Origin of the sequence: Streptomyces sp. NPDC001890, assembly GCF_042891445.1 — a bacterium.
Classification (GTDB): domain Bacteria; phylum Actinomycetota; class Actinomycetes; order Streptomycetales; family Streptomycetaceae; genus Streptomyces.
In genome coordinates this window covers 692,744-712,573 of sequence record NZ_JBIATE010000002.1, presented here as the reverse complement: position 1 = coordinate 712,573, position 19,830 = coordinate 692,744, and the positions used below count along the sequence as shown (strand labels likewise).

The 19,830-nt window shown below is 72.2% G+C and carries 19 protein-coding genes; 7 read left to right on the top strand and 12 right to left on the bottom strand.

Annotated elements, in window-relative coordinates:
* Positions 1 to 152: 152 nt before the first annotated feature.
* From ACFYY1_RS09395 to ACFYY1_RS09355, 9 genes are all read right to left on the bottom strand, one after another.
* Entirely contained in the window at positions 153 to 1,511 is a 1,359-nt protein-coding gene (locus ACFYY1_RS09395) for a hypothetical protein (RefSeq protein WP_388582852.1), read from the bottom strand.
* Positions 1,512 to 1,638: 127 nt separating this feature from the next.
* On the bottom strand, positions 1,639 to 3,483 hold the full coding sequence (locus ACFYY1_RS09390; RefSeq protein ID WP_388583471.1) for a DUF3492 domain-containing protein: 1,845 nt from the start codon (positions 3,481 to 3,483) through the stop codon (positions 1,639 to 1,641).
* A gap of 190 nt (positions 3,484 to 3,673) precedes the next feature.
* On the bottom strand, positions 3,674 to 5,266 hold the full coding sequence (locus ACFYY1_RS09385; protein WP_388582851.1) for a dipeptide ABC transporter ATP-binding protein: 1,593 nt from the start codon (positions 5,264 to 5,266) through the stop codon (positions 3,674 to 3,676).
* A complete protein-coding gene (locus tag ACFYY1_RS09380) occupies positions 5,263 to 6,252 on the bottom strand; it encodes an ABC transporter permease (protein ID WP_388582849.1) in 990 nt (329 codons plus the stop codon). Before ACFYY1_RS09380 ends, ACFYY1_RS09385 begins: the two co-directional genes overlap by 4 nt.
* The gene (locus ACFYY1_RS09375; RefSeq protein WP_388582847.1) at positions 6,249 to 7,232 is read right to left on the bottom strand and encodes an ABC transporter permease; all 984 of its coding nucleotides are present in this window, start codon (positions 7,230 to 7,232) and stop codon (positions 6,249 to 6,251) included. The genes ACFYY1_RS09380 and ACFYY1_RS09375 overlap by 4 nt, the downstream gene beginning before the upstream one ends.
* Before the next feature lie 2 nt (positions 7,233 to 7,234).
* Positions 7,235 to 8,959, bottom strand: coding sequence for an ABC transporter substrate-binding protein (locus ACFYY1_RS09370; protein WP_388582845.1), 1,725 nt, complete (start codon positions 8,957 to 8,959; stop codon positions 7,235 to 7,237).
* Between the two features lie 226 nt (positions 8,960 to 9,185).
* Positions 9,186 to 9,281, bottom strand: coding sequence for an Ms4533A family Cys-rich leader peptide (locus ACFYY1_RS09365; RefSeq protein ID WP_323138501.1), 96 nt, complete (start codon positions 9,279 to 9,281; stop codon positions 9,186 to 9,188).
* A gap of 168 nt (positions 9,282 to 9,449) precedes the next feature.
* Entirely contained in the window at positions 9,450 to 10,787 is a 1,338-nt protein-coding gene (locus tag ACFYY1_RS09360; protein ID WP_388582843.1) for a DUF3152 domain-containing protein, read from the bottom strand.
* An 8-nt stretch (positions 10,788 to 10,795) separates the two neighbouring features.
* Entirely contained in the window at positions 10,796 to 11,761 is a 966-nt protein-coding gene (locus ACFYY1_RS09355) for an alpha/beta fold hydrolase (RefSeq protein ID WP_388582841.1), read from the bottom strand.
* Positions 11,762 to 11,870: 109 nt separating this feature from the next.
* Here ACFYY1_RS09355 and ACFYY1_RS09350 point away from each other — a divergent pair, with 109 nt between their 5' ends.
* The 4 genes from ACFYY1_RS09350 (at position 11,871) to ACFYY1_RS09335 (ending at position 13,727) form a co-directional block, all read left to right on the top strand.
* The gene (locus ACFYY1_RS09350) at positions 11,871 to 12,086 is read left to right on the top strand and encodes a hypothetical protein (protein WP_356088467.1); all 216 of its coding nucleotides are present in this window, start codon (positions 11,871 to 11,873) and stop codon (positions 12,084 to 12,086) included.
* Between the two features lie 168 nt (positions 12,087 to 12,254).
* Positions 12,255 to 12,896 carry a TetR/AcrR family transcriptional regulator gene (locus ACFYY1_RS09345; RefSeq protein ID WP_030915445.1) on the top strand — a complete coding sequence of 214 codons (642 nt, stop codon included), beginning with the start codon at positions 12,255 to 12,257 and terminating at the stop codon, positions 12,894 to 12,896.
* A 141-nt stretch (positions 12,897 to 13,037) separates the two neighbouring features.
* Positions 13,038 to 13,265 carry a DUF3107 domain-containing protein gene (locus tag ACFYY1_RS09340; RefSeq protein WP_388582839.1) on the top strand — a complete coding sequence of 76 codons (228 nt, stop codon included), beginning with the start codon at positions 13,038 to 13,040 and terminating at the stop codon, positions 13,263 to 13,265.
* A gap of 189 nt (positions 13,266 to 13,454) precedes the next feature.
* Positions 13,455 to 13,727 (top strand): hypothetical protein, encoded by a 273-nt coding sequence (locus ACFYY1_RS09335; protein WP_388582838.1) that lies wholly within the window; start codon positions 13,455 to 13,457, stop codon positions 13,725 to 13,727.
* A gap of 35 nt (positions 13,728 to 13,762) precedes the next feature.
* On the opposite strand, the gene ACFYY1_RS09330 is transcribed toward ACFYY1_RS09335, so the two are convergent.
* Entirely contained in the window at positions 13,763 to 14,497 is a 735-nt protein-coding gene (locus tag ACFYY1_RS09330; RefSeq protein WP_388582837.1) for a ferritin-like fold-containing protein, read from the bottom strand.
* Positions 14,498 to 14,981: 484 nt separating this feature from the next.
* Here ACFYY1_RS09330 and ACFYY1_RS09325 point away from each other — a divergent pair, with 484 nt between their 5' ends.
* Both ACFYY1_RS09325 and ACFYY1_RS09320 read left to right on the top strand, forming a co-directional pair.
* Positions 14,982 to 16,838 (top strand): DEAD/DEAH box helicase, encoded by a 1,857-nt coding sequence (locus ACFYY1_RS09325; RefSeq protein WP_388583469.1) that lies wholly within the window; start codon positions 14,982 to 14,984, stop codon positions 16,836 to 16,838.
* Between the two features lie 126 nt (positions 16,839 to 16,964).
* Positions 16,965 to 17,816 (top strand): alpha/beta fold hydrolase, encoded by an 852-nt coding sequence (locus tag ACFYY1_RS09320; protein ID WP_388582835.1) that lies wholly within the window; start codon positions 16,965 to 16,967, stop codon positions 17,814 to 17,816.
* 26 nt (positions 17,817 to 17,842) lie between these two features.
* Here the strand turns inward: ACFYY1_RS09320 and ACFYY1_RS09315 are convergent, their stop codons facing one another.
* Complete coding sequence (locus ACFYY1_RS09315; RefSeq protein WP_266729865.1) at positions 17,843 to 18,730, bottom strand: NYN domain-containing protein; 888 nt, start codon at positions 18,728 to 18,730, stop codon at positions 17,843 to 17,845.
* A 221-nt stretch (positions 18,731 to 18,951) separates the two neighbouring features.
* Here ACFYY1_RS09315 and ACFYY1_RS09310 point away from each other — a divergent pair, with 221 nt between their 5' ends.
* Complete coding sequence (locus ACFYY1_RS09310; RefSeq protein WP_266729866.1) at positions 18,952 to 19,104, top strand: hypothetical protein; 153 nt, start codon at positions 18,952 to 18,954, stop codon at positions 19,102 to 19,104.
* Between the two features lie 76 nt (positions 19,105 to 19,180).
* Here ACFYY1_RS09310 and ACFYY1_RS09305 read toward each other — a convergent pair whose 3' ends face one another.
* Positions 19,181 to 19,786 (bottom strand): MarC family protein, encoded by a 606-nt coding sequence (locus ACFYY1_RS09305; RefSeq protein WP_388582832.1) that lies wholly within the window; start codon positions 19,784 to 19,786, stop codon positions 19,181 to 19,183.
* Positions 19,787 to 19,830: the final 44 nt, after the last annotated feature.

The following is a 19,830-nucleotide window of genomic DNA, read 5'->3' as shown; positions in this document are numbered from 1 at the left end:
CGCGCGCCCCCTCGGCGCCGACGGCGAGCTGCCGGTGAAGGGGATTGGGGGGTCATGTCCGGTGTCTCCTTGAGAAGTGAGGTGAGGTTGTGGGGGCAATGACCCGCGGCGTCGGCTCCGCGGGGCGTGCAAGGACAGTGGTGCGGCTTTGGTTACGCGGCGGCCGGGCCTTCGTCGACCGGCCGGGCGGTGGTGGTGGCGGTGGTGGTGTGGGCGGACGCCCGGGAGAGGACGACGGTGGCGGCGATCAGCAGTCCGAGCGCTGCTCCCCCGCACGCGAGGGCGGGTACGGCTCCGGTGCCGGACGTCATGACGAGGAGGTCGACGGGGCGGGCGAGGAAGTGCAGATGGGGCAGCCGCCCGGCCAGGACCAGCGCGGGAGCCAGCGCCTCGACCGCGCAGGCGCAGGCGAGTCCGCCGGCGGCGAGCCCGGGGAACCCGTGCACGGTCAGCAGCCGGGCCAGCAGGAGCAGCACCCCGAGAGCGGCCGCCCCGATGAACGCCCCGCCGCCCCCGCACCCCAGGTGCGCGAGGTACAGCAGACCGGCGACGGCGCACAGATGAAGTGCGACGGCCCCGAACAGCAGGGGGCGCACCCCCGCGGCGAACTCCTCCAGCGCACGGCTGCCGATGAGCCGGCGGTGCGCGTGCACGGCGAAGAGGTGGGCGCACCAGGTGGCCGGGGCGAGGGCGAGGGCCAGGCCCAGCAGCGGCGCGGGGGTGACCGCCCAGGGGCCTTCGGGGCCGCCGCTGAGCACTTCGTCGAGCAGCGGTTCGCCGTACAGGACGTAGCCGAGGAGCCAGCAGCCGTACGCGTTGGCCGGGCCCGAGGAGCGGCCTTCGGCGTGCAGGGGGCCGCTGCGCAGGCTGAGCGCGAGCCCGGTGAGCGCGAGGAGCGCCCCGGCGAGGGCGATCGCGAGCCGGGCCCGGCCGTCGAGCGCCCCCTCGGTGAGTCCGAGTGCGGCGACGGTCGCGAGGCAGGCGGCGCCCGGCAGCAGCGCGCGGAGCGACCAGGCGGCGCGCGTCGCGATGTCGCGCTCCGGCGCGTCGGGGCCGGTCGTGGCCCGTGCCGCCACGCCGGGCACCCGTGCGAACAGTTCCTCGGCGAGCGAGAAGACATCGCGGTGCCGGTAGCGGGCGGCGGCGCGGTCGGTGACGCCCTGGGCTTCGAGCCCGGCGGCGACCTCCAGCGGGTCGACGGCCCGTTCGCACAGCTCGCGATGGCGGTACATCAGCGATTTCACGGGGTCGGCGGGGCCACGGCGCGAGGCGTTCAGCCGGCGCGCGGGCACGGGGCGCGCGATCTCGGGGGCGCGGGCGCCGGGGGCTGCGGGGGCTGCGGGGGCTGCGGGGGCTGCGGGGGCTGCGAGATCCTCCGGGGCCTCGGAAGTCCCGGAAGTCCCGGGGGGCTCCGCGAGCGGTTCGGAGACCAGGGCCCGGGAGCGGAGGTCCCAGCTTCCGCCGGTGCTCGGTGCGGCGGGTGCGTCGGACACCTCGGTCGGGCGGCCCATGCTGATTCCTCCGTGATCGTCGCCGGCCGGGCCGGACCCCTGCGGTCCGCCCGGTCCCGGCCCGGCCGACTCCTGTCCCTGCCCCTGCCCCTGTTCCGGTCCCTGTTCCTGCGCACGTGGTTCACGTTCACGCATCGCCGCCACCCGCTCCCCGCGCTCCCGCGCAGACGGCCCGGGGCCCGGCGGCGGCCCAGCTGGGCGTGCGGCCGCCCGGGGCGGCGCCCGAGGCCGTCCACGGACCCGGCACCCGCGCCTCCGGCGGGGTGGCGAACGGGCGCGGTTCCCCGTCGGCGTCCACCGCCTCGGCCTCCCTGCGCACCGGGGCGTGCGAGATCAGCTCCAGGTAGATGCCGCGGAACGCCGCGAGGTTCTGGTCGACGGTGAAAAGTTCGAGTGCGCGGGCGCGCGCCGCCGCTCCGAGCCGTGCACGGCGCTCGGGGTCCCGCAGCAGCGCGAGGCAGGCGTCGGCGAGCGCCCTGGGGTTGCGCGGGGGCACCACGAGCCCGGTGCCGCCGATGACCTCGACGACCGCGCCGACATCCGTCGACACCGTGGCCCGGCCGCAGAACATCGCCTCGACGAGACCGGTCGGGAAGCCCTCCATCACGCTGGACAGGACGACGACCCCGCCCGCCGCGTACGCGTCCGTCAGCTCGGGCACCTCGGCCCCGCCGAGGTCCTCGAAGGAGACCGGGTTGTCCCCGATGGCATGCGCGTCCGTGGCCTCGTCGGGGAACAGCTGGGCGGCGAGCGCCCGGCAGTGCGCGAGATAGGCCGCGCCTTCAACGACATCCGTGCCCCCCGCGCCCCGGGCCGGGGCGCCGATGATCCTCAGCCGGGCGTCCGGCTCGGCCTTCCGCACCTCCGCGAAGGCGTGCAGCAGCGCGATCAGGTCCTTGGCGGGTTCGATCGGCCCGACCCAGACCAGGGTGTCGTCGGGGCCGCTGTCGCCGCTCTCCCCCAGCTCCGTGAAACGGTCGGACTCCATTCCGGGATGGACGGTGCGCAGCTTCTCCCGCTCGGCGCCGCACCGCTCCTGCCAGCGGCGGGCGTGGGTGTTGCCCGGGGTGACGATCGCGGCCTGCCGGTACACCTCGGTGGCCAGCCGCCCGTGCAGGTTGGCGAGCAGGGCGCGCACCGGCGCGTTCAGCGTGGTGTCGGTCGCCGCGAGGTAGTGCGCCCGCAGCCGCACGCCGTGCTCGGTGACCAGCAGCGGCACCCCGAAGAAGCGTTTGGCCAGTAGTCCTGGGAGTGCGCCGGCGCCACCGGACGTCGCGTGACAGAGGTCGACCGCGCCGAGGCCCTCCTCGTCGTACCAGTCGAGCGAGAGGGGGCGGAGCACCCGGTCGAGCTCCCGGACGAAGTCGAGGAGGTCGGGAACGGTGGCGGTCTGGACGGTGCGCCCGGTGCCCGGGGCGCGGCAGGCCGCTTCGAGTACCCGCACGGCGGTTTCGGAGCGGAGGGCCGTGGTGAGTCCGCCGTGTTCGCGGGCCAGTTCGGCGAGTCCGTACAGGCCGTCCGTGAACTGCGCGTCGGCGACGGACGTACGCCCTTCGCCACCCGGTTCCCCCGTACTCGCGGCACCGTCCCCGCCGCTCCCCGCACCCCCCGCGCAGACCGCGCAGACCGCGCAGATCGAGGCCGCGAGCGCCGCGAAGTGCGCCTCGAAGCGCCGCCGTTCGCGCCGTCCGTACGGGCGGGCGCCACCGCCCGTCACCATCCGGGCGAGCAGCCCCCTGGGGGCCCGGGTGCCCCGCGCGTCGTCGTCGGCCGTCCAGAGCGGTGCCGTGCGCACCCGGCCGACCTGCGCCGGGAGCGGGACCCAGCCGCGCTCCTCCTGTTCGACGGAGCGGCTGAGTGCGAAGAGATCGAACTCGTGCTGCGTGAGCCCGCGCACCAGGCGGTCGCACCAGAGTCCGGACTCACCGCCGGCATACGGGTAGCCACCGTCGGTGAGGAGTCCGATCCGCACGAGCACACCCCCGATCTCCCTTGTGGGCGGCCGCCGTTGGAATGGCGGCTCACAGCGGGACGACCGTAAGCGGATACGCCGGTGGTGCGGCGGACGGTTGTCCGTCGCACCACCGAAAGGGGTGAACCGTCGTAACTTTCCCGCCCCAGTGGCGTTCTGTCGCGCTATGGGAGCGAGCGGTCACTCAGGGTCAGGCGGCGGCCAGCTCCTTGCGGGCCGCGCGGCGCACCGTCGCGAGCGCCGGATCGAGCGCCGGAACGGCCGCCAGCAGCTGCTTGGTGTACGGGTCCCGGGGGTTCCCGTACACCTGGTCCACCGCACCCTCCTCGACGATCCGGCCCTGCCGCATGACGGCGACCCGGTCGCTGACCTGCCGTACGACGGCGAGGTCGTGGGCGATGAAGACCAGGGCGAGCCCCAGTTCCCGCTGGAGTTCCGCGAGCAGGGCGGTCACCTGGGCCTGGGTCGTCACATCGAGCGCGGAGACCGCCTCGTCGCAGACGATCAGCTCCGGCTCGGCGGCCAGTGCCCGTGCGATCCCGACGCGCTGGCGCTGCCCGCCGCTGAACTCGTGCGGGTAGCGGTCGTAGCCGTCCGGGTCGAGCCCGACCCGGGTCAGCAGGTCCCGCACCCGCGCCCTGATCGCGGCCTCGTCGCGCTGCCCGGAGGCCCGCAGCGGGTCGGCGACCGATTCGCCGACCGAGCGGCGCGGGTTGAGGGAGGAGACGGGGTCCTGGAAGACCATCTGCACCCGGGCGTCACGGGTGAGCCGCCCCGAGGTGGGCTCCAGCAGTCCGACGAGCATCCGCCCGAGGGTGGTCTTGCCGCTGCCGCTCTCCCCGACGATGCCGAGGGTCTCGCCGCGCCGGACGATGAGGGAGACCCCGTCGACGGCGGCGAGCGCGGTCTTCCCCCTGCCGAACACCTGCCGCACGCCGTCGGCCTCGACGAGCACCTCGCCGCCGTCCGCCGCCGCGCCGTCCGTCACCTCGCCGGACGCGGCGCGCGGCTCCGTCACCCGGGGCACCGCCGCCAGCAGCGCCTTCGTGTACGGCTCGCGCGGCGCCACGAGCACCTCGTCCACCGGGCCGCGTTCCACCGCCCGGCCCGACCGCATGACCAGCACCTCGTCGACCGACTCCGCCGCCACGCCCACGTCGTGCGTGACCAGCAGCAGCCCCATGCCCGTCTCGCGACGCAGGTCGTGGAGCAGGTCGAGGATCTGGGCCTGGACGGTGACGTCCAGGGCGGTCGTCGGCTCGTCGGCGATGAGCAGCTGGGGCTCGCAGGCCAGGGCCATCGCGATCAGCGCCCGCTGCCGCATCCCGCCGGAGAACTCGTGCGGCCTGGCCCGGGAGCGCCGTACCGCGTCGGGGATCCCGACCCGGTCCAGCACCTCCACCGCCCGCGCCCGCGCCGCCCGGCGGGAGGCCCGGTTGTGCACCCGGTACACCTCGGCGATCTGGTCGCCCACCGCGTAGTACGGGTCCAGCGAGGACAGCGGGTCCTGGAAGACCATCGCGGCCTTCGCGCCCCGCAGGGCCCGCAGTTCCGCGTCGTCCGCCGCCGTCACGTCCACCCCGGCGACCCGGATCGAGCCGCCGACCTTCGCGCCGGTCCCCCGGTGCAGTCCCAGCAGGGCGTACGCCGAGGCGCTCTTACCGGAGCCGGACTCCCCCACGACGCCGAGCGCGCCGCCGGCCTCCAGCGAGAACGACAGCCCGTCCACGGCGCGCACGTCGCCGAACGAGATCGAGAGATCGGAGACTTCGACCAGGCTCATGCCAGTACCACCCGTCGGTCGGCCATCGCCTGCAGGATGTCGGCGACGGCATTGGCGAGGACCACGAAGAATCCGGTGACGAGCACCAGACCGACGACCACCGGAAGGTCCACGTGCTTCACGGCGTCGACGAGTTCACGGCCGACCCCCGGAATCCCGAAGAGCGACTCGGTGAGGACGGCGCCGCCGAACATCGAGCCGATGTCGAGTGCGCCGAGCGCGATCACCGGCGCCAGCGCGCCGCGCAGCGCGTGCCGCCCCACGAGCGCCCGTTCGCCGACCCCGTACGCCCTGAAGGTGCGCACATGGTCCTCGGCCAGGGTCTCCAGCATCGAGGCCCGGGTCATCCGGGCGTACGGGGCCGCGGACACCAGGGCCAGGGAGATCCAGGGCAGCAGCAGGTTCCAGGCCCACTGCTCCGGGTCCTCGGTGAGCGGTACGTAGTCCGGGAACGGCAGGATCCGGAGCGCCGTGACCAGGATGATGATCAGCAGCAGTCCGATGACGAAGACCGGGGTGGCCATGCCCGCCAGGGTGATCCAGGTCAGGACGCGCTCGGTCGGCCGGCCGCGCCGCCACACCGAGAGCAGTCCGGTGCCGACGCCGAGCAGCATCCACAGCACGAAGGCGCCGACGGCGAGCGAGGCGGTGGCCGGGAGCTTGGCCAGGATCAGCTCGGTGACCTGCTGGTCGCTCTGGTACGAGAGCCCGAGGCAGGGCGCCTGGCAGTGCAGCACGCCGGTGCCGGTCGAGTAGTCGCGCCCGGCGAAGAGCCCCTGGAGGAAGTGCGCGTACTGCAGGTACAGCGGGTCGCCCAGGTGCAGCTGTTCGCTGACCTGCGCCACCTGTGCGGGCGAGCAGCGCGGACCGCAGGCGATCTGCGCGACGTTGCCGGGGGCCACGTAGAAGGCGGCGTAGACGACGACGCTGAGGGCGAGCAGTACGAAGAGCGCTCCGCCGATCCGTCTGAGCAGGAACCACTTCACGCGTCGGCCTCCTTCTTCCGTCCGGTGCCGATCCGCAGCCGGGACTCGGCGCGCGGGTCGAGCGCGGTGCGTACGCCCTCGCCGAGGACGGTCAGCGCCAGCACGGTGACGAAGAGCAGCAGGGCGGGGATCAGCAGATAGGTGGGTGCCGCCTGGTACCAGGTGTCGGCGTCGCTGAGCATCTGCCCCCAGGACGGCGTGGGCGGCTTGATGCCCACGCCGAGGAAGGACAGGGCCGCCTCGACGACGATGTTCGACGGGAAGAGCAGCACCGCGTAGGTGATGACGGGCGCGGCCAGTGCGGGCAGCAGTTCGCGCCGGGCGATCTGCCAGGAGCCCCAGCCGCTGAGCCGGGCGGCGGCGACGTGGTCGCGCGATTTCAGTGAGAGCGTCTGGGCGCGCACGATCTTCGAGGTCCCGGACCAGCCGACCAGGCCGATGATCACGGCGATCAGGACCGGGCGGGGGAAGCTCGCGGGTACGACGGCGAGCGCGCCGAGCGCGATCACCATGACGGGCAGCGCGACCACGACATCGGTGACCCGGCTGAGCGCCTGGTCGACGAAGCGGTTGCCGAGCCCGGCCGCGAGCCCGATGGAGACGCCGATGAGCACCTGGAGCAGGGTCGCGGCGAGCGCGACGCCGAGCGAGACCCGGGCCCCGTACACGACGCGGGCGAACAGGTCGCGTCCGGTGAGCGGTTCGACGCCGAGCCAGTGCTCGGCGCTGATCCCGCCGAAGGAGCCGGCCGGCACCCCGCCGGTGGCGGAGTCGACGAGGTCGGGGTGGTACGTGGTGGGGTCCTGGCCCTCGATGCCCGCGAGCAGCGGTGCGGCGAGCGCGGCCAGGACCAGCAGGGCGACGATCGCGGCCGCCACGAGGGCCGCGCGCCGGGCGCGCAGCCGCCGCCAGAACGGATTGGCCCCGGAGGCGGGGACCTTCGCGGTCCCCGCCTCCTCGGCCGGAGTTGCCTCTGCCATGACTACTTGACCGCGACCTGCGAGATGTCGAGCACGCCGGTCCAGTCGCTGATCACGACGTTCTTCACGGCCTCGCCGTACAGGCGCTTGTAGACCGGGTGGAACAGCGGCACGGTCAGCGCCTGCTCACCGACCTTCTTGTCGAGCTCGCCCCAGCGCTTCGCGGCGGCGCCCAGGTCGGTCAGCTCGTTGATCTCGTCGATCTCCTTGTTGACCGCGGGATCGTTCAGCTGGCCGGAGTTGAAGTTGTATCCCGACCTGACGATCTGGCGCCCGTCGAAGATCGGCGCGAAGAACGGGCCGCCGGACGGCCAGTCGGCGCCCCAGCCGCCGAGGAAGAAGCCGGGCTCGCTCTTCACGTTGTAGACGGTGTCGGAGTAGTCGTTGGACTCCAGGCCCTGGAGCTCGACGGTGATTCCGGCCTTCTTCAGCGCCTCCTGGAGCGCGGTGGCGATCTCCGGGCTCGTCGCGAAGTCCTTGTCGTTGGAGTGCGTGAGGGTGACGGTCAGCCCCTTGGGGTAGCCGGCCTCCTTGAGCAGCTCCCTGGCCTTGGCCGCGTTGCCGTTCTTCCCGGCCGGGAAGTGGTCGTACGGCGTGTGGCCGAAGGCCGCCTGGTCGGGCAGGAAGGTGGTGGCGGGCTCGGCGAGCGAGGAGCCGCCGGCCGCGTTGACCACGGAGGAGCGGTCGACGGCGTACGAGATCGCCTGACGCACCTTCGGGTTGTCGAACGGCTTCACCTTCGGGTTGAAGGCGATGTAGTTGGTGTAGCCGAAGTGGCCGGTGCCGACGCGGGCGGCGAGCTTCTTGTCGCCGGTGACCTTGGCGAGTTCGGCCGGGCCCAGGTTGGTGTCGGTGGTGACGGCGGCGGCGTCGGCGCCCTGCGAGGCGGACAGGCGCTGGTTGATGACGGCGGAGTCGAGTCCGGAGCGCACGTCGATCCGGTCGGGGTAGGCCTTGCGCTCCTCGTCGGTCGCCGCCGACCAGTGCGGGTTGCGCTCCAGGATCAGGCGCTCGCCGTCGCCCTCGTTCTTGACGACCTTGTACGGACCCGAGGAGACCGGGTGCTCCTCGTACTTGGTGCCCGTGTCCTTGGCCTTGGGCACCGGGGTGGTCTGGGTCTGCGTGGCCAGGAAGGGGAATTCGCCCTCCGGCTTGTCGAGGTGGAAGACGATGGTCTTCGCGTCGGGCGTCTCGATCGAGTCGAGGCCCTTCTTGTCCTTGTACGGGCCCTGGTAGTCGGCTCCGCCGATCAGCCAGTCGCGCAGGTAGGGCGCGCCGCCGGAGAGCTCGGCGGCGAAGGAGCGCTCGATGCCGTACTTGATGTCGGCACTGGTGATCGGGGTGCCGTCCTCGTACTTCAGGCCGTCCTTGAGGGTGTACGTCCACACGGTGGCGTTCTTGCTGGGCGTGCCCAGGTCGGTCGCGAGGTCGGGGACGACCTTCGCGCCGGCGGCGCCGTCCTCCCGGTTGCGGGTGGTGAGCGTACGGAAGACCAGGGACGGGACGTTGCCGCCGCCGGAGGTGTAGAGCCGCGCGGGGTCGAAGTCCTCCTGCGGCTTGCTGTTGAGGACGGTGAGCGTGCCGCCCTTCTGCGGCTTGCCCGCCGCACCGGAGCTGCCGTCGCCGCCCTCGTTGTCCTTGGGGCCGCAGGCCGCGGCACCCGCCGCCACGACGAGTACTGCGGTGGCCGCGGCCACGCGGCGCGATATGACGGACGGTTGACGCATCGGAAGATGACCTCTCGGATGTACTGCCTGAGCAAAACGGGACGTAAGGGTTCCGCGCAGGCAGCGACGAGAGCGAGTGCACACAGCCGGTCGGCGGCTGGAGATGCCGACCGGTGACAACGAACTGCCGCGCCTGCGGAGGGAATGCGCCGGGCGCGGCGGTCATGCGTGGCGGCCCGGCCCGTTCAGGGCTCGGACGGCGGGCGGACGCGCGCTCGGGCAGGCGTCAGCAACAGTCGATGTCGGCGACACTGTGCCCGGTCACACCGATGAGCGCCAGCTCTATGACTGCGCGATCGGGGAGGACGGGGCCGTGTGACATGCCGAGAAATATGGATCACCGCCCAGGGGATGTCAACGCGAATTGAGACAGCGATCTCATCATGCGGACAGAGTGTGGGCGGACGTACGCCGCATCCGCGTACGGCCACGGAACCGGGCATGCCGAAGGGGCGGGCCCGTCGCACGCGCGGACCCGCCCCTTTCCGGATCAACTGGGCGGATACACCCAGGCGTTGGGGCGGCACTTGATCCCGTCGATGTTCAGCGACTTGGTCTGCTGCTGCATCACGGGAGCGAGGGTTCCGGCCGTGCCGCAACTCACATGGTTGTGGCCCAGCCGATGACCGACCTCATGGTTGATCAGCATCTGGCGGTAGGCGAAGAGTTTGTCCGGACCGAAGGTCGACGACCCCTGCGCCCAGCGGTAGGCGTTGATCATCACGCGCTCGGTCGCCGCGGAGTCGCAACTGACGTTGTCCTCCGTGGTGTCCAGACCGGACTTCTTGCACCACTCGCCGGTGGTCCCGGGGCTGGCCAGGGTGATGACGAAGTCGGGATCACCGGTGGAGATCCGCTCGAAGGTCATCGCCCCGTCGTGCGCCCAGCTGCGGTCGTCGTTGAGCGTCTCCTGGACGGCCCTGGCGAAGAGCCCGGCGTCGAGACCGAGGCCCTTCTCCACGTCGATCCGGTACTGGTACTTGTGCCCCCGGCCCGGGGCCTTCGCCTTTCCCGGAACCGTCTCGAACTTCCCGGACGCCGTCAGCTCCGGCGCGAGCGGATAGGCCTTGGCCATCTTCTGCTCGTACGTGAGCGGCTTGACCCGCACCGGCTCCGGGGTCGCCCGGTCGTCGGAACGGGAGGTGCCGTCGAGGCCGTCCCGGTCGACGCCCGCGGGCTGCGCGGCGGTGGTCCCGCCGCCGCCGTCGTCCTGGGCGACCTGCCCGGCCACGACCACCGCGAGCACGGTGGTCACCGCGGCGGCCGCGATGCCGGTGAAGGTGCGCCCCTTGGAGCCCTTGCCGTCCTTGCTCTCCTTGCCGGCGGCCGGGTCGGCGGCGGCGCCCGGCGGCTGCTCGTCCCACTCGCCGACCGAGGCGTACGGATCGGCGGGGCGGGCCGGCGGGGCGGAGGGCCCGCGCGGTGCGGGCGGCGCGGGCGGAGCGTCGAACGCCTCGACGAACTCGCGCCGCGGTCCCGGTATCAGCGGCCGGGTGCCGGTCTGCGGCTGCTGCCGGGGCGCCGTCTGCGGCTGGGCCGAAGCCTGCCGCCCCATGGTCCGCTGATCCTCGGCCCGGAACCGGGGCTGGGGCCCGGTCCCCCAGCCGCCACCCGGTTCGCGCTGCTCGGGGTGGCCGCCGCGGACGTGCCCGGCCTGCTGGAACGGGGCGTGCCCGTCGGGGCCGGACGGTGCGTCGGCCGCCCTGCGGCGCCGGCCGGTGCCGGGGCCCGGGGGCCTGACGCCCTCCCGGTCGCCGCCCGCGGACGCTGCGGCGGCCTCGCTGTCGGACCCCGGGGGTTTGGGGCCCTTTCGACTATGTCGTCCCACGCCCCGGATCAGCTCCCGCCGCGTTCGTCGAGCAGTTCCCGGAAGGCCTGGGCGACCACCTCCGGGTACTCCATCATCGCCACGTGCCCCGCGTCGGGCAGCGTCAGCAGCCGTGCGTCACGGAAGGCCGCGGCCGCCCTGCGCGCCATCCGGTACGAGACCAGCTGGTCCCGTCCGCCGTACACGAGCTGGGTCGGTGCGAGCACCCGCTCGGCCTGGCGCCACAGTCCGTGCTGGCCGCCGAGCGTGTACGCATCGACAATGCCACGTGCCGAGCGCGACATCGCGTCCCAGAAGTACGGCAGCTCCATGCGGCGCTCCATTTCGGCCACCGCCGCGCGGAAGCCCGCCTCGGAGACGCGCCCCGGATCGCCGTAACAGAGCGCCATCACGCCACGGGTGCGGTCCTCCGCGGACCACTCCCTGGTCAGCCGGGCGAACAGGCCGGCCACACCGGGCACGGCGAGCAGCCCCGTCGGCATGGCGGACCGCTGCACCCTGATCTCGGGGAGCGCGGGCGAGATGAGCGTGAGGGTGCGCACCAGGTCGGGACGGACCGCGGCGACCCGGGTGGCCACGGCACCGCCGAGCGAATTGCCGAACAGGTGGACCGGCCCGCGCTCGCCGGCGTCGAGGAACCGGATCACGGCGCGGGCGTGCCCGGTGACCGAGTAGTTCCCGTCGTCCGGCGGCGGGGAGTCACCGAAGCCGGGCAGGTCGACGGCCTCGCCGTCCACCACGTCCTGGAGCAGCGGCATCAGCGCCGACCAGTTCTGCGAGGAGCCGCCGAGCCCGTGCACGTAGAGCGCGGGCGGCAGTCCGGCCATCTGCGGAGGCCGGGACCGGACGGTCAGCGTCAGCCCGGGGAGCGCGACGGAGCGCAGCTCCTCCCCCTCCGCGACCCCGACGGTGCCCACCGCGGGGGACACCGCGGCGGCGACGGCACGGACGCCCGGCAGCTCGGTCGAAGACATGCGGCAATGTTACGAGACGATCACACCCCGATTCATGTGTTCGCGGTCACAGACCGCGTAGCGGCCCGCCGGGGTAGCTCCTAGGCTCGAAGCGAGGAAGGGAGTCACCATGACGGTCGACCCCAGCGACCCGGAGACCTTCGAGGACATCCAGCCGGACGAACCGGACCAGGAGACGCCCCGGGCCGACGCCGCAGAGCAGCGGGCCGACCTCCAGCAGCGGCGCGACGAACCGCTCACGGAGATCGACCGGGACAGTGCCAACGAGGCGGATGCGGCGGAGCAGGCCCGCGTCGTCGCACAGGATGAAGACGAATACCGCTGATACAACCTGATTTGTCCTGGTGGCCGAGGAATCTGTGGCTACCGCAGCCGTCCGGTCCATGAAATTCTGCGTCCGCGCCGCGCATAGCCGGGTTACCCAAAAGTACGATGGCTGTACGGCGCAGCGTGCACGGAAAAGCTGTGTCCGATCACAATTTTGGGAGGCGGCGTGACAGCCATCGAGCAGACCGAGGCGGCGCGCCCGCGAGGCACTCGCCTGCCTCGCCGCGCCCGACGCAATCAGCTGCTGGGCGCCGCGCAGGAAGTCTTTGTGGCGCAGGGCTACCACTCCGCCGCGATGGACGACATCGCCGAGCGGGCCGGGGTCAGCAAGCCGGTGCTCTACCAGCACTTCCCCGGCAAGCTGGAGCTCTATCTGGCCCTTCTCGACCAGCACTGCGAATCGCTTCTGCAGGCGGTCCGTACGGCGCTGGCGTCGACCACCGACAACAAGCTGCGGGTCGCCGCGACGATGGACGCGTACTTCGCGTACGTCGAGGACGAGGGCGGCGCCTTCCGGCTGGTCTTCGAGTCCGACCTGACCAACGAGCCGGCGGTGCGCGAGCGCGTCGACCGGGTCTCGTTGCAGTGCGCGGAGGCGATCTCCGACGTCATCGCCGGTGACACGGGCCTGTCCAAGGACGAATCGATGCTGCTCGCGGTCGGCCTGGGCGGTGTCTCCCAGGTGGTGGCCCGCTACTGGCTCTCCAGCCAGTCGGCCATCCCGCGCGACACCGCGGTCCAGCTGCTCACGTCGCTGGCCTGGCGCGGCATCGCGGGATTCCCGCTGCACGGCATCGATCAGCACTGACGCCGGCCCCCCGGCGCGGCCGCGCCCGTGTTCGCTGCGGGCGTTGCCCACCGGCCACTGGCGGCCCCCCTCAGCGGGCTAATGTGTGCGGGGTACGGCGCGGCTCACCGCGCAGGGACTGACCGTCGGAGGGACATAGCCGTGGAGGTCAAGATCGGGGTGCAGCACACGCCCCGGGAGATCGTTCTGGAGAGCGGGCTTTCCGCCGAAGAGGTCGAGAGCACGGTCGCCGAGGCGCTCACCGGTAAGGCGCAGCTGCTCAGCCTCACGGACGACAAGGGCCGCAAGGTTCTGGTGCCGGCCGACCGGATCGCTTACGTGGAGATCGGCGAGCCCAGCACGCGGCGCGTGGGGTTCGGCGCGCTGTAGCCCGGCACGCTCTCAGCAGTGACCGTGGCGGCGGCCCGGTGGGACTTCCCACCGGGCCGCCGCCCGTTTCTGCCCGTGCCGCCCGTTCTCCGTGTGAAGCCTGTGCCCAGGAGGGTTGCGTTCCGCGCCTCACGGGTAGGACCGCTAACGACCGATTTACCCGCCCCGCAACTCGCGAGGTGATCATCTGTGATCCTGGAACCGCTCGGCTCCGTAGTGCTCGGACTCGCCCTCGCCTGGCTGGCGTTCCGCTCCCTGCCGGACCGGCTCCCGTCCCGCCGTGCCGTCCTCACCACCGGCGCCCTGGGAGCCCTGTTCGGCTCGTATCTCATGCACTCGGTGCTGGGTCCGGGCCATGTCGTGGCCACGCTGGTCGGCGCGGCACTGGTCGGGGCCGTGACGCTCTCGCTGCTGATCCGGCCGCGGAGCAACCGTCGGCTGAGCCGATCAGCGGCGGCCTGACGGCCGGCCCGGCGGGCCGGCCCCCGATGATCCGGTTACGCGGCCAGTCCCAGCGCCGCCATCCGCTTGGTGTGCGCCTCGGTGATCCGCGAGAACATCCGGCCGACCTCGGCGAGGTCGAAACCGTCCGCCACACCGCCGACGAGCATCGTCGACAGCGCGTCGCGGTCGGCCACCACGCGCTGGGCCTGGGAGAGTGCCTCGCCCATCAGCCGGCGCGCCCAGAGCGCGAGCCGGCCGCCGACGCGCGGGTCCGCCTCGATCGCGGCGCGCACCTTCTCGACGGCGAAGTTCCCGTGCCCGGTGTCGTCGAGCACGGCGAGGACGAGGGAGCGGGTGTCCGAGTCCAGGCGGACGGCGACCTCCCGGTAGAAGTCACTGGCGATCGAGTCGCCGACGTACGCCTTGACCAGGCCCTCCAGCCAGTCCGACGGAGCGGTCTGGCGGTGGAAGTCGTCGAGCGCCTTGGCGAAGGGCTCCATCGCGCCGGTCGGCTCCACTTCGATCGCGGTCAGCCGCTCGGTGAGCCGCTCGAAGTGATGGAATTCGGCGGAGGCCATCTTTGCCAGCTCCGCCTTGTCGGCCAGCGTCGGCGCGAGTTTGGCGTCCTCGGCGAGCCGCTCGAAGGCCGCCAGCTCCCCGTACGCGAGTGCTCCCAGCAGGTCCACGACCGCTGCCCGGTATTGCGGCTCCGCGGACGCGGTGGCCCAGTCCTGGGCGGCGATTCCGGTGGGTTCGGAGGTTTCAGTGGCGTTGTCAGGCGTCTCCATGAAGCGCAGAATAGCCCGCCCGGCGGGGTGCGGAAGGGCCTGGCCAACCAGTGACATCACACCGTTCCGATGAATTCGCCCAACACACATGCGCGAATCCGGGGTACAGTGGTATTGCGCCTACTGAGTATTTTGGACGTACCGGTGGCGTGAAAATGGTGAAAACGAATGAGGATGCCCGGTCGGTGGCCCGATCGGCTCCGACCCGACAGCCCTCCACGCGGGTCGTACGACACGTACGACCGCAGATGAGGGGCCCCCTCAGCGGCACGAGCGCTCGAGCGACGGCAGTGGTCCCGCGCCACCCGGCCCATCCACGGCCGGATGACCAACCCCGGCACGGTACGACCCCCAGCGTTCGCCTCGGACCGCGTCTCACAGAAGAGGCAGCACCCTGACTACGTTTCGTGAACTCGGGATTCTTCCCGAGACGGCCGAGGCCCTTGAGGCCGTCGGCATCGTGTCCCCGTTCCCCATCCAGGAGATGACGCTCCCCGTCGCGCTCTCCGGCTCCGATGTCATCGGCCAGGCCAAGACCGGCACGGGCAAGACCCTCGGTTTCGGTCTGCCGCTGCTGGAGCGCGTCACCGTCCCCGCGGACGTCGAGGCCGGCCGGGCCGCGCCCGAGGAGCTGACCGAGGCGCCGCAGGCGCTCGTCGTCGTCCCCACCCGTGAGCTCTGCCAGCAGGTGACCAACGACCTGCTGACCGCCGGCAAGGTGCGCAACGTCCGCGTCCTCGCGATCTACGGCGGCCGCGCGTACGAGCCGCAGGTCGAGGCCCTGAAGAAGGGCGTCGACGTGATCGTCGGCACCCCGGGCCGCCTGCTCGACCTGGCCGGACAGCGCAAGCTCGACCTCTCGCACGTCCGGGCGCTGGTGCTCGACGAGGCCGACGAGATGCTCGACCTGGGCTTCCTGCCCGACGTCGAGAAGATCATCACAATGCTTCCGGCGAAGCGCCAGACGATGCTGTTCTCGGCGACCATGCCGGGCGCCGTCATCGGTCTCGCGCGCCGCTACATGTCGCAGCCGACGCACATCCGCGCCACCTCGCCCGACGGCGAGGGCGCGACCGTCGCGAACATCTCGCAGCACGTCTTCCGGGCCCACTCGATGGACAAGCCGGAGATGGTCTCCCGCATCCTGCAGGCCAACGGCCGCGGGCTCGCGATGATCTTCTGCCGCACCAAGCGCACGGCGGCCGACATCGCCGAGCAGCTGGAGAAGCGCGGCTTCGCGTCCGGCGCGGTCCACGGCGACCTCGGCCAGGGCGCCCGCGAGCAGGCGCTGCGCGCGTTCCGCAACGGCAAGGTGGACGTGCTCGTCTGCACCGACGTCGCGGCGCGCGGCATCGATGTCGAGGGTGTGACCCACGTCATCAACTACCAGTCGCCCGAGGACGAGAAGACCTACCTGCACCGCATCGGCCGGACCGGCCGCGCGGGCGCCAAGGGCATCGCGATCACGCTGGTCGACTGGGACGACATCCCGCGCTGGCAGCTGATCAACAAGGCGCTGGACCTGAAGTTCAACGACCCGGTCGAGACCTACTCCACCTCGCCGCACCTCTTCGAGGAGCTCGACATCCCGGCCGGCACCAAGGGTGTCCTGCCGCGCGCCGAGCGGACCCGGGCGGGTCTGCGGGCCGAGGAGATCGAGGACCTCGGCGAGACGGGCGGCCGCGGCCGCAAGTCCGCCGCGGCTTCGGCGCCCGCCGTCCGCGAGGAGCGCGCACCGCGCACGCCGCGTCAGCGACGTCGCACCCGGGGCGGCTCCGCCGTCTCCGAGGCGGCGTCCACCGCCGCGGTGCCGGCCCCGTCCGCCGAGACCGCCGAGACCGGCGACGCCCCGGCACAGCCGCGTACGCCGCGCCGCCGTCGCCGTACCCGTGCGGGTGGAGCGGAGGCCGCTGCCGAGGCCGTGGTGAGCGCGGTGGAGGCCGTGGTCGAGGTCGTGGTGGAGCCGAAGGCCGCCAAGGCCGCCCCGGTCGAGCCCGTTGCCGAGGCCAAGCCGCGCCGCCGCCGCGCCCGCGTGGTCAAGCCGGCCGAGGACGAGGTCGACTTCCAGATCGCCCCGTTCTCCGAGCCCGTGGCCGAGACGAAGACGGTGACCAAGCCGCGTCGCCGCCCCCGTGTCGTCAAGCCGGCCGAGGACGAGGTCGACTTCCAGATCGCGCCGATCTCCGAGCCCGTGGCCGAGACCAAGCCGCGTCGCCGCACCCGTGCGGCCGCCAAGCCGAAGACGGAGACCGTGGCCGAGGCCCCGGCCGCCGAGGAGGGCGAGGCGAAGCCGCGCAGGCGCCGGGCGCCGCGCGCGGCCGCCGCCAAGACCGAAGGCTGAACCAAAGGCTGAGCAGCAGCCGACCTGCGCCGGACGGGCCCGAGGACATCCTCGGGCCCGTCCGGCGTTCGCGCGCCCGCGCACCGCCCCCGGGCCGGGCCGCGGCTCAGGCCCTACCCTCGTCCCATGAGCCGGCCGCACACCTTCACCCCGCCCCCCTGCGCCCACGCCCGCCAGCTGCGCACCTCGCGCGGCGACTTCGCCGTGCTGGACGCCTCGCCGCCCGGTGCCGTGCGCGGCACCGCCCTCCTGCTGCCCGGATACATGGGCAGCAAGGAGGACTTCATGGCGCTCCTGGAACCGCTCTCGTCCGCCGGGTACCGGATCGTCGCCGTGGACGGCCGCGGCCAGTACGAGAGCGACGGGACGGACCGTCAGGAGGATTACGCGCAGGGCGAGTTGGCCCGCGATGTACTCGCGCAGGCCACCACGCTCGGCGACGGGGGCGCGAGCACCGTGCATCTGCTGGGGCACTCGCTCGGCGGGCAGATCGCCCGCGCCGCCGTGCTGCTCGACGCCTCGCCGTTCCGTTCCCTGACGCTCATGTCGTCGGGGCCCGCCGAGGTCGTCGAGGCCCAGCAGCTCAAGGTGAAGGTGCTCAGCGACGCGCTCGCGACGCTGAGCATGGCCCGGGTGTGGGACGCGATGCGCGCCCTCGACCCGCCGGAGGAAGCGGCGACGGCGAACGGAGCGGCGCTGCGCCGGCGCTGGCTGCGCCACCGGCCCGCCCAGCTGATCGCCACCGGCCGCCAGCTGGTGACCGAGCCGGACCGGGTGGCCGAACTCGCCGCCCTGCCGCTGCCGGTCCATGTGCTCTCCGGCGAGCGCGACGACACCTGGCCGGTGCCGCTGCTCGACGAGATGGCGCGGCGGCTCGGTGCGCAGCGCACCCGGATCGCGGGGGCCGAGCACTCCCCCAACACGGACCGCCCGGAGCAGACGGCGGCCGCGCTGGCCGCGTTCTGGGACAGTCTGTAAGCAAGGCAATGCAGGGCCGCGGCGGCTCAGTACTGCGACTGGAGGTGCTGCCAGAAGCCGTCGCGCAGCGCCCGGCGCAGATGCGCGTGGCCGCGCAGCGAGTGCTGGAGCAGCCGTTCGGCCTCGACCAGCAGGTCCTGGTCGACGGAGCCCGGCAGATACGGGTGTCCGGGCAGCAGGTCGGCGAGGGACTCGCGGCCCCGGGCGGCCAGCCAGGCCGCGGCGATCTGCGCGCCGACGAAGCGCACGTCCTCGCGCGCGGGTGCGGGGGTGTCGTCCTCGTAGGTGGTGACGGGGCGTCTGGTGACGTAGGGACGGCAGAAGTCCAGGTCGAAGGTGCGCTGGCTGTCGACCTCCCAGAGCAGTGGTTCGGCCTGGTTGCGCCCCTCCCCCGCCTCGATGCCCCACAGGTGCACCCGGGCCCCGTACCCCTGCGCCGCCTCCACCGCGGAGACCAGGTCCTCGTCGCCGCCGACCAGGGCCGCGTCGCTGATGGCCCGGTGCCGGGCGAGCGATTCGAGGTCGGTGCGGATGAGTGAGTCGACGCCCTTCTGCTGGTTGTTGGCGTTGAGGTTGCCGAGCCGGACCTTGACGTCGGGGAGTTCGGCGATGGACTGCTGCTCGGTGGTGTGGATGCGCCGCCTGGCTCCGTCGTACCAGTACACGCGCAGCAGCCTGCTGTCCGCGAAGATCGTGCGGGCCTTGTCGATGAAGGCCTCGATCAGTCCTTCCGCGTCGAGGTCGAAGGAGCGGCGGTCCTCGGTGCCGGTGACGAGCAGTCCGGCCGCGGCGTACACATAGCCCGCGTCCACGAAGATCGCGTGGGTCGAGGGGGTCTTCGACACCTCGGCGAGCATGCGCTGGAGCAGCTCGTTGGTGCGGTCCAGGCGCTCGCGGATCTCTGCCTCGTTCATTCGGGCCTCGTCGTGGACCTCGTCGCCCGTGCGTACTCGATGACCTGCTGATACTTAGACATCCAAAAAATTTCCTTAGCGTAGGGAATGTTTGCAGGTAGCAAGCCGTTGTACATCTCGTGGAGCGCGGGACAGTGATGTCCGGTGCTCTCATCCTTGCGGACGGGACACCCGTCCTCCCAGTAGTTCTCCAGCAGGAGGATCAGACGAAGGGAAGCCCTATGCGCTTCGAGATCATGCGACTCGACGACGTCGACGGTACCGCCGTGGACAGCACCGTCGTGGACGCCGCCTCCGTCAACCGGATCGTGCAGCAGGCCGCAGCCGTGGGCCAGCGCATCTACATCCGCCCGGCCGAAACCTCGGCCTCGTAACGCACGCCGACGTACAAAGACGTGGCGCCCCCGTACGGAAGGTCCGTACGGGGGCGCTGTGGCGTCGGGAGAGCCGTCAGGCGCTCTGGATGACCTGGGTGACGCCGTTGATGATCTGCTGCACGGCGATGGCGGAGAGCATCATTCCGGCGAGCCTGGTCACCAGCACGACACCGCCGTCCTTGATGACCCGGATGATCAGCAGCGAGTAGCGCATGGTCAGCCAGAGCACGATGTGCATGGCCACGATCGCCGACCAGACCGAGATCTGACCGGCCACGCTGTCGGCGTGCTGCACCGCCAGGATCACCGACACGATCGCGCCGGGCCCGGCGAGCAGCGGCATGCCCAGCGGCACGAGCGCCACATTGACGTCCTTGGTCTGCGTCGGCTCGTCGGTCTTGCCGGTGAGCAGATCGAGTGCGATCAGCAGCAGGAGCAGTCCGCCCGCGATCATCAGGGCGGGTACGGAGACATGCAGGTAGTCGAGGATCTGCTGGCCGAGCACGCCGAAGACGGCGATCACGCCGAAGGCGACGGCGACCGCCTGCAACGCCATTCTGCGCTGCATCTTGGCGGGGCGGCCCGCGGTGAGCGCGAGGAAGATCGGGGTGATCCCGGGGGGATCCATAATCACAAAAAGCGTGAGAAAAAGGGATCCGAAGACAGCGACGTCGAACACAGTGAGCCTTGCGAGAAGAGAGAAACGGCCTGAAGGAGCGCACC

Coding starts and splice junctions, on each gene's coding strand:
- ACFYY1_RS09395 (WP_388582852.1), bottom strand. CDS start 1,511: ATGGGCCGCCCGACCGAGGTGTCCGACGCACCCGCCGCACCGAGCACC.
- ACFYY1_RS09385 (WP_388582851.1), bottom strand. CDS start 5,266: ATGAGCCTGGTCGAAGTCTCCGATCTCTCGATCTCGTTCGGCGACGTG.
- ACFYY1_RS09375 (WP_388582847.1), bottom strand. CDS start 7,232: ATGGCAGAGGCAACTCCGGCCGAGGAGGCGGGGACCGCGAAGGTCCCC.
- ACFYY1_RS09370 (WP_388582845.1), bottom strand. CDS start 8,959: ATGCGTCAACCGTCCGTCATATCGCGCCGCGTGGCCGCGGCCACCGCA.
- ACFYY1_RS09365 (WP_323138501.1), bottom strand. CDS start 9,281: ATGTCACACGGCCCCGTCCTCCCCGATCGCGCAGTCATAGAGCTGGCG.
- ACFYY1_RS09355 (WP_388582841.1), bottom strand. CDS start 11,761: ATGTCTTCGACCGAGCTGCCGGGCGTCCGTGCCGTCGCCGCCGCGGTG.
- ACFYY1_RS09350 (WP_356088467.1), top strand. CDS start 11,871: ATGACGGTCGACCCCAGCGACCCGGAGACCTTCGAGGACATCCAGCCG.
- ACFYY1_RS09330 (WP_388582837.1), bottom strand. CDS start 14,497: ATGGAGACGCCTGACAACGCCACTGAAACCTCCGAACCCACCGGAATC.
- ACFYY1_RS09325 (WP_388583469.1), top strand. CDS start 14,982: ATGACGCTCCCCGTCGCGCTCTCCGGCTCCGATGTCATCGGCCAGGCC.
- ACFYY1_RS09320 (WP_388582835.1), top strand. CDS start 16,965: ATGAGCCGGCCGCACACCTTCACCCCGCCCCCCTGCGCCCACGCCCGC.
- ACFYY1_RS09315 (WP_266729865.1), bottom strand. CDS start 18,730: ATGAACGAGGCAGAGATCCGCGAGCGCCTGGACCGCACCAACGAGCTG.
- ACFYY1_RS09310 (WP_266729866.1), top strand. CDS start 18,952: ATGCGCTTCGAGATCATGCGACTCGACGACGTCGACGGTACCGCCGTG.